The following is an 8,270-nucleotide window of genomic DNA, read 5'->3' as shown; positions in this document are numbered from 1 at the left end:
CCTGATCCCTTCCCGAACTCAGAAGTGAAACCTCTTAGCGCTGATGGTAGTGTGGCACTTGCCATGTGAGAGTAAGTCATCGCCAGCTTTTAAATCTAAACACCCCCTCCGCGTTAGCGAAGGGGGTGTTTTTTATTGGCTAGAGAACAATAGATTGTTAGTGTAAAATATCGTAAATTCAGAATTTTGTGGTGTTTTTAAAATAACTATGAGAAAAGTCTTGATATGGAGTTTTTAATTTTCGCAATATTTTGTTTATGTATCTTTTATCCAATTTATGTATATATTAATCGTAGAGAAAGAATACAAATGACAACATTACATAGAAAGAAGGTTATATTTGAGCAGGGTTCTATTCGAGATATAGATGAAAAAAGGCTGCTAGAAAATGAGTCAGCTGAGGTTACTAGCCAAAATTATATAGAAAAAATAGACCAAGTACTTAAAGATTTGGAGGAAAGAGGTGAGGTAATGCTTATCTCAACAAATCCAGAAGATATATCAAAATTTATATTCCATTCAATTGTTGAGCAAATATTGAAAGATCATAAGCGTGATTTTGTAATTGAATCTGATATACCTTATTTGTTAGAAATAATAGCACAAAAAGTAAGTTCAATATTTTCTGAAGATTTAACAAATGCGGAAAGGATAGTAAATGAATTTTATCATGGATTATTGTCTAGTCGTACTATGAGTGAAATTGCAGAACTTATACATCACGAAGGTCCTTTTGAAATAGCATTACGTGCATTCTATAATATCAATCTGAAAAATATAGATAATCGAGATTTAAACTACGTTAATTGGAGAAAGCAATATTACAATTCTAGAGATAAGTGATAACGTTCGGTAGTAGAAAAAAATGAATCTATTTTAGTGGGTATTAAGTTATTAGTGAAAAAACTTACTAGAAAAATCGTAATTTATTAGCATATTGAGATTAATTAAAAGTAATGTTTAACTCTTTCTCTCCACTGCCTGACGATGATGAAGAACTACATCTTCCTGAGCTGGTGTATTGGGCATCTCTTGGTGATGTGGAACAAGTCGAGCAATTATTGGCAGAGGGTACAGATCCAAATCAGACCGATGATGACGGTTATAGTGCATTACAGGCTGCTGCTGAGAATGATCATTTAGCTGTGGTGAAGCTGTTGGTGAGTAAAGGCGCAAACGTTGCTTATAAAGGCGAATATACGGCCCTACAACTTGCTGAAATGGCGGAGCATGACGAAGTAGTTGCGTATCTTAAAAGTCTTTAAATCGCGTTTAAAAATGATAGATAAAAAGAAGCCCCATCATCCTGACGGGGCTTCTTCATATTCAGTTTATGTCGTTGATATCCTATTAACGACCACGTCCTGTGTGTTTTATTATTCTCAATGAGACTTCCTGTCTCTCTATGATTTGTATGATAGGTGAAAGGTTTGCATTCTGATATTCGTCAATTACTGCGATCTTTGTAGGTTTTAGCGTACATCAATCAAGATTGATGAAATGATGAGCTATAAAAAAACGGAATTATGAAATTCCGTTTTTTTATATATTTTAGGTCTTAAAAATGAACATCTAAGCCAATATAAGGACCTTTAAAGTTAAATTTAAGATCATTTTTTTCGTAATCATCTAATTTGATATCTAAGATGCGGTAGCCTGCTTTTAAGCCGACATCGACCAAAAGATTATCAATAAAGTTATATTGTAATTCGGCTTGAGCATCGGTGATTTTGGCATCATTAAAGTTGCTATATAACAATTCTGCTTTAGCACTTAGGCCAGTGAATGGCAGTTTCACCCCAGCAGAACCGTAGATCACAGGGACTGTTTTATCGATGTCGGTTTTGCTTAGGCCCAATGTTTTTACATCACCATTGAGGTTGGTTGCACCTAGACCAACATCTGCATTTACGATCGTATCCAAGATTTCATAATATAAAATGAAATCGGTATGGTCGATGTTGAGGTCATATACAGGCTGACCTGCGACTTCATTTTCAGTTTGCGATTTTAAATTCACATAGCGAATTTTTGCATTTGGAATCAGTGGAATTGGGTGTTCAAATGCCAGCGAAACTTGTGCAGAACCTTTACGATCAAGGTCCTGATCTGGTGCTGATGTTTGTGCAGCCATATTGGCTTCACCATTATAATTCCAATAGCTGAGATCACCTTTTACACCAATCAAATCCGCTTGTGCGACGCCACAAAAGCTTGTCCCTAAAGCAAGCATTGATATTTTTAATATTTTCATTGCATTGTCCTAATAAATATCGAAAACCGTAATGAATTGTTGTGAATTCATCAGTGAATGGGCGAATCATATAGTGATCTTTGGAAATATGCAGTAGTCTAATTTTAAATTTTTATAAAGGAATCGATAATAATGACAGATACATCAAGCGTGCTGGATTACCCGTTGTATGTAGCAGGAAAGGCTGTTACCACAGGGCAATGGTTAGAAGTGCATGATAAGTATCGAAATACGGTCTATGCGCGTGTGGCATTGGCTGATGCTAAGGTCCTTGAAAAAGCCATTTCGGCTTCGGTAAAAGCAGAAGCGGAAATGGCAGCACTCAAGCCTTTTCAAAAGCAGAAAATCTTGCTGCATTGTGTAAAACGCTTTAATCAACTACGCGAGGAACTCACTGAGATTCTGATTGCTGAAGGTGGTAAACCTCGTGGTGCAGCCAGTGCCGAAGTGGAACGTTTAATTAATACTTTCCAATTGGCAGCAGATGCAGTCACGCAGCTTGATGATGGTCGTATGCTGCCATTGGCAGTCACACCCGCTGCCGCGCGTTTCCGTGGCATGGTCAAACAGGTGCCAATTGGTACGATTTCCTTAATTAGTCCGTTTAATTTCCCTTTAAATCTAGTCGCTCATAAGATTGCACCCGCAATTGCAGCAGGTTGCCCATTTGTGCTGAAACCTGCAAGTTTGACCCCAATCAGTGCTTTAATGATTGCCAAGGTTCTGGCGGAAACAGAATTACCGAAAGGTTCATGGTCGGTATTGCCATGTGACCGCCAAGCAGCAGATATCCTTGTAACTGATGACCGTTTTAAATTACTCAGCTTTACTGGGTCAGATCAGGTTGGCTGGGACATGAAAGCACGTGCAGGTCGCAAGAAAGTGACCTTGGAACTTGGTGGCAATGCTGCTGTGTTGATTGATGCGGATACTGTGATTGATGATGCTTTAATTGACCGCTTAATTGCTGCGGCTTATGGTCATGCAGGACAAGTATGTATCAGTGTGCAGCGGATTTTAGTACATGCAGATATCTATGCTGACCTGAAAAAGAAACTCATTGCAAAATTGAAAAAAATCAAGGCAGATGATCCAAGCTTAAGTAGCACTGTGGTTGGTCCGATGATTAAGGAAGCTGAAGCTGTTCGCTTAAAAAAATGGCTGGATAAAGCAGAGAAGAAAGGAGCAAAAATACTGATAGGAGGAAGTCTACAAGGCATGCTATTTGAACCCACTTTGCTGGAAAATGTAGATGCCAAGCTGGAAATTTATAAGGATGAAGCCTTTGGTCCTGTCGCGATCTTAGAAAAATTCAAAGATTTTGAGCAGGGGATTGCCACCATTAACCAAAGTCGTTTTGGTTTGCAGGCAGGTGTATATACGCAAAATCTCAATAAAATGCTGTATGCATGGGACCATTTACATGTTGGAGGTGTGATTATTAACGATGTCCCGACTTTCCGTGTCGATAATATGCCCTATGGCGGTGTGAAGGATTCTGGCCTAGGTCGAGAGGGTATTCATTCTGCGATTCGGGATATGCAAGAGGAAAGATTATTAGCCATTAAACAATAAAAAAGATTGTGGCCCAAGCGGAGTTTTAGCTTCGCTTGATTGTTTTATGTACTTGATTTTTATAAGTTGACTGCAAGGTCAAAATTACAGTCTGTTGAAAAATAATCAGTTGTTCAAAAAAGATGACTTTTTCTTTCAGAATTTACAGTAAAAAGAAATAAAAACAGGTATTGTTCGGCTATTAAAAGCAGAAAAACAAAGCCCAATCTTTAAGGAAGATGGTTTGGTTTTTGCTTTGTTTGTCCATGTAAACGGAGACCCACAAGGTTGAAATTTCATGCAAGCAAAACAAGATTTTTTATGGCACTTTTCATGTCTGTTGGATAATAAAAACCTAGGGCAGCATGGAACGGCCAGCAGGACAATTTAGGTGTTTTATGGCAGATTCTCGTGAAAACTGGACATCACGATCTGGTTTTATTATTGCAGCTGTTGGCTCAGCTGTAGGTTTAGGTAACATTTGGCGTTTCCCTTACGTTGCTTATGAAAATGGTGGTGGGGCGTTTCTTATCCCTTATTTACTGGCATTGATTACCGCTGGTTTACCTCTTTTATTCTTAGATTATGCAACAGGACACCGCGCGCGTAATTCACCACCAAAAGCTTATCGTGCGTTATTTAAAGGTGGTGAGACACTCGGTTGGTGGCAAGTCTGTGTGTGTATCATCATTGGTTTGTATTATGCCAGCGTATTAACTTGGGCGGGGAGTTATGTCTACTTCTCAATTGGTCAGGCATGGGGCAGTGACCCTGAAAGCTTCTTCTTCAATACTTATTTGCAGACCTCGAAAGCGACTGGCTTCGATCTACAATTTGTAAGTCATTTGTTCTGGCCAATCGTTGGTATCTGGGCACTGACCTTAATCATTTTGTATGGCGGTGTTAAGAAGGGCGTTGAATTATCAAATAAGATTTTCATGCCGTTGTTATTTGTCTTGTTTACGGTTCTTGTGATCCAGTCATTACGTTTACCTGGTGCGGTAGAAGGCTTAAATGCATTCTTTACTCCAAACTGGTCAGCGATGATGAACTATAAAGTTTGGTTAGCTGCTTATGGTCATACTTTCTTCTCGTTGTCTGTAGGCTTCGGGATCATGGTGACTTATGCCTCTTACTTAAAACCTAAAACTAACTTAACGGGTTCGGGATTGATCGTTGGTTTTGCCAACGCGTCAACTGAGATTTTGGCAGGTATTGGTATTTTTGCTGCGTTGGGCTTTATGGCACATGCGGCAGGTAAAGAAGTACACGAAGTTGTGAGTGGTGGTATTGGTCTAGCATTCATCGCATTCCCTAAAATCATTTCAAGTTTAGGTGCGGGTGCAGATTTATTTGGTTTCTTATTCTTCTCTTCGTTGTTTGTTGCGGGTATCTCTTCCATGGTCAGTATCTTGGAAGTGCCGATTGCTGCAATGCAGGACAAGTTGAAATGGGGCCGTACCAAAGCTGTAACGATTATTGGTGGTGGTAGTGCGCTTGTTTCAGTGATCTTATTCTCAAGTGTGAATGCGATTAAACTGGTCGATATCGTCGATCACTTCATCAATAACATCGGTATTATTGGTGGTGCATTGATTTCAATTATCAGTATTGCTTGGTTTAAACGTTCTGCTTTGCTTGAATTGCGTGATCATGTGAATCGTATTTCGACGATTCAATTGGGCAAAGGCTGGGATTTCACTTTAACGGTGATCACTTCGTTGATCTTGTTAACCACCTTAAGCATGACCGTATTTAACTTGGTGAAAAACGGTTACGATAGTTATAGCATGAGCTTACAAGGCATCTTTGGATGGGGCAGCGTAATTTTCTGTGCTGTCGTTGCAATTGTACTCAGCCGAATCAAAGATCGCTAGGAGAACAAATATGAATACTTCAGCAATCGTAATGATGGTGATTTCAATGGTGTTTTTATGGGGCGGACTAGCATTGTCTATTCTGCACTTATCCAAACATCCAGAAGAACTCGATGACGTTCTGGAAGAAGTCAAAGATCAGCATACGCTCTAAATTGAATGAATAAAAAAGCAGGCTTCAAAGCCTGCTTTTTTATTTTGATTAAGCCAATTTTTTAATTCGGCAATAATAGAAGCCATCACCAGCGTGTGCAGATGGAAGCAACTGACGACCATAGGTCTGTTCAATCCCCCAATCTGCATTGATTTTGATTTCTTCGGCATTGGCATGTTCCGCAAAGAATGCCGCCATTTGCTGCTCATTTTCAGCTTTGAGAATCGAGCAGGTGATATACAGTAAAGTGCCACCAACTTTAAGTTGTTGCCACATCTGCTGCAAAATCTGTTGCTGTAACGCCACAGTCTGCGCGATATCGGTTGATTGTCTGAGCAGACGAATATCAGGATGACGACGAATTACGCCTGTCGCGGAACAAGGCGCATCCAGTACGATACAGTCGACAAGTTCCTGTGCCTGCCACGTGGTGGCATCTGCGGTAATAATCTCAACATTATGTTGATCTAGGGCAAGACGTTCTAAATTTTCAGAAACACGCAATAAACGTTTTGCATCATGATCGAGTGCAATCAGTTTTTTCGGATTAAAGCGCTCAAGAATGTGTGCAGCTTTGCCCCCTGGTGCAGCACATGCATCGACAACCATTTGGTCATCTAAGTTGGGTAAAAGCATCGCGCACAATTGTGCATGTTCATCCTGAACAGAAAAGCCACCTTCTTCGAAACCTGGTAAATGAGTAATATTGCCCGTTTGTTCCAAAACAATACCCACATTTGAAAGCAGGCAAGGACGAGCATCAATCTGTTCTTCGTCCAAAATCTCTAAATATTCGTCACGACTGACTTGGCGTTCATTGACACGCAGCGTCAGTGGTGCGACTTGTTTTAAGGCCTGACATAGAGACTCTGCTTGCTCAGGCCAATCTTTTTTGAGTCGCTTGAATAACCAACTTGGTAAACCATGCGTATTATTCAACGCGGTTTGAAATTCATCTGTTTCACGTGAAACACGACGCAGAATCGCATTGACCAAACCACTCATTGGCTCGAAACCGAGTTGCTTAGCTGCATTTACAGTTTCTGAAATCGCAGCATGTACCGGAATACGGGTACATAAAATTTGATATAAACCAAGATATAAACAACTTTCTAGTGCTTCATTGTCTAATGGTTTTGTGAGCAATGGTAAGGTAATGGCTTTTAACGAATACCATTGGCGTAAACAGCCTAAAGTAAGTTCGTGATATAAACCACGGTCGCGTTCAGAAACGATATTGATATGTTGATTCAAAACGGAAGTCAAAGATTGCCCATTTTGAACCGCCAAAAGTGTTTTGACCACTTGTGCACGCAGATTCAAATTTTTTGTAGATGATTGATTCGATTGGCTCATGGGAGAATTTGTCCAATATGTAATTTTTGAGTTTGGGCAATTTGTACTGGATTGAGGGCTTTAGCACCTGGCCATTGTAAGCTGGTTAAGCACACCGCAGTATTGTCGCCGCAGGCAACGTGAACACCTTGTTTATCTATGGCAAGGATTTCACCGGCTTGTGCATCGGTTTTGATGAGCTGTGAAAGTGTAGAACCCCAAACACGTAAGGCATTATTTTCATCGAGCTGAATAAAAGCGACTGGCCAAGGGTTAAAGGCACGAATATTACGATCGATTTGAACTGCATTTACAGTCCAATCGATACGCGCTTCTGCTTTAACTAATTTATGTGCATAAACGGTCAGTGCTTCATCTTGCACTTCACGTTTTTCAATAAAATCCTGCAAGCTTTGTTCTGATTCAAGTACAGCACAAATCGCTTCTGCACCTTGAGCAGCCAATTTGTCATGCAAGCTGGCAGAGGTATCTTCCGCAGTAATTGGGCAATAAGTTTTATACATCATATCGCCTGTATCTAAACCTGCCGCCATTTGCATGATGGTAATGCCTGTTTCAGCATCACCTGTGGCAATGGCACGCTGAATTGGGGCAGCACCACGCCAGCGTGGCAGCAATGAACCATGAATATTTAAACAACCATATTTCGGTGTATCTAAAACAGCTTGCGGTAAAATCAAGCCATACGCTGCAACCACCATCACATCTGCGCCAAGTGCAGCAAGCTCTTGTCGAGCTGCCAAACCTTCTTCGGTCGATGCTTTGAAATGTAAGGGTTGATAAACAGGTAAACCGTGCTCAAGTGCCAATTGTTTAACAGGAGAAGGTGTTAATTTTTGCCCGCGTCCTGATTTACGGTCAGGTTGAGTATAAACAGCAATAATCTGGTGTGATGTTTTTAATAATGCCGCCAATGCGGTTGCCGCAAATTCAGGCGTACCAGCAAAAATGATTTTCACAAATGGAATCCAAATAAAACTTATCTCAAATTATAAGCGAAAAAGCGACGAGTCCCTAATTCAGCGCCTGAATTGCTTTTGTGCAAAAAAAGATAGGCCTGTTGGTCATCTGTTAA

At 40.3% G+C, this 8,270-nt stretch carries 8 protein-coding genes and 1 rRNA gene; 6 read left to right on the top strand and 3 right to left on the bottom strand.

Features of this window, described 5'->3' with window-relative positions:
- The 3 genes from rrf to F909_RS12685 all read left to right on the top strand — a co-directional run.
- Positions 1 to 88 (top strand): 5S ribosomal RNA (rrf, locus tag F909_RS20510); the annotation flags it as partial.
- A 221-nt stretch (positions 89 to 309) separates the two neighbouring features.
- The gene (locus F909_RS0120210; RefSeq protein ID WP_228129390.1) at positions 310 to 843 is read left to right on the top strand and encodes a hypothetical protein; all 534 of its coding nucleotides are present in this window, start codon (positions 310 to 312) and stop codon (positions 841 to 843) included.
- A gap of 113 nt (positions 844 to 956) precedes the next feature.
- Entirely contained in the window at positions 957 to 1,265 is a 309-nt protein-coding gene (locus tag F909_RS12685) for an ankyrin repeat domain-containing protein (protein ID WP_005147917.1), read from the top strand.
- 293 nt (positions 1,266 to 1,558) lie between these two features.
- On the opposite strand, the gene F909_RS12690 is transcribed toward F909_RS12685, so the two are convergent.
- Positions 1,559 to 2,254, bottom strand: a complete 696-nt coding sequence (locus F909_RS12690) for a TIGR04219 family outer membrane beta-barrel protein (RefSeq protein ID WP_005147916.1) — start codon at positions 2,252 to 2,254, stop codon at positions 1,559 to 1,561.
- A gap of 132 nt (positions 2,255 to 2,386) precedes the next feature.
- Here F909_RS12690 and F909_RS12695 point away from each other — a divergent pair, with 132 nt between their 5' ends.
- The 3 genes from F909_RS12695 (at position 2,387) to F909_RS20780 (ending at position 5,839) form a co-directional block, all read left to right on the top strand.
- On the top strand, positions 2,387 to 3,829 hold the full coding sequence (locus F909_RS12695) for an aldehyde dehydrogenase family protein (RefSeq protein ID WP_005147915.1): 1,443 nt from the start codon (positions 2,387 to 2,389) through the stop codon (positions 3,827 to 3,829).
- Positions 3,830 to 4,206: 377 nt separating this feature from the next.
- Complete coding sequence (locus F909_RS12700; protein ID WP_032877735.1) at positions 4,207 to 5,685, top strand: sodium-dependent transporter; 1,479 nt, start codon at positions 4,207 to 4,209, stop codon at positions 5,683 to 5,685.
- A gap of 10 nt (positions 5,686 to 5,695) precedes the next feature.
- Complete coding sequence (locus tag F909_RS20780; protein ID WP_003654330.1) at positions 5,696 to 5,839, top strand: methionine/alanine import family NSS transporter small subunit; 144 nt, start codon at positions 5,696 to 5,698, stop codon at positions 5,837 to 5,839.
- 48 nt (positions 5,840 to 5,887) lie between these two features.
- Here F909_RS20780 and rsmB read toward each other — a convergent pair whose 3' ends face one another.
- Entirely contained in the window at positions 5,888 to 7,195 is a 1,308-nt protein-coding gene (rsmB, locus tag F909_RS12705; RefSeq protein WP_005147913.1) for a 16S rRNA (cytosine(967)-C(5))-methyltransferase RsmB, read from the bottom strand.
- On the bottom strand, positions 7,192 to 8,154 hold the full coding sequence (fmt, locus tag F909_RS12710; protein WP_005147912.1) for a methionyl-tRNA formyltransferase: 963 nt from the start codon (positions 8,152 to 8,154) through the stop codon (positions 7,192 to 7,194). Before fmt ends, rsmB begins: the two co-directional genes overlap by 4 nt.
- Between the last annotated feature and the right edge of the window lie 116 nt (positions 8,155 to 8,270).

The organism is Acinetobacter sp. ANC 3929 (assembly GCF_000369405.1).
GTDB lineage: Bacteria > Pseudomonadota > Gammaproteobacteria > Pseudomonadales > Moraxellaceae > Acinetobacter.
Note: the sequence above shows the minus strand (reverse complement) of the source record. Positions and strands in the feature narration are given on the sequence as shown.

Coding starts and splice junctions, on each gene's coding strand:
- F909_RS0120210 (WP_228129390.1), top strand. CDS start 310: ATGACAACATTACATAGAAAGAAGGTTATATTTGAGCAGGGTTCTATT.
- F909_RS12685 (WP_005147917.1), top strand. CDS start 957: ATGTTTAACTCTTTCTCTCCACTGCCTGACGATGATGAAGAACTACAT.
- F909_RS12690 (WP_005147916.1), bottom strand. CDS start 2,254: ATGAAAATATTAAAAATATCAATGCTTGCTTTAGGGACAAGCTTTTGT.
- F909_RS12695 (WP_005147915.1), top strand. CDS start 2,387: ATGACAGATACATCAAGCGTGCTGGATTACCCGTTGTATGTAGCAGGA.
- F909_RS12700 (WP_032877735.1), top strand. CDS start 4,207: ATGGCAGATTCTCGTGAAAACTGGACATCACGATCTGGTTTTATTATT.
- F909_RS20780 (WP_003654330.1), top strand. CDS start 5,696: ATGAATACTTCAGCAATCGTAATGATGGTGATTTCAATGGTGTTTTTA.
- rsmB (WP_005147913.1), bottom strand. CDS start 7,195: ATGAGCCAATCGAATCAATCATCTACAAAAAATTTGAATCTGCGTGCA.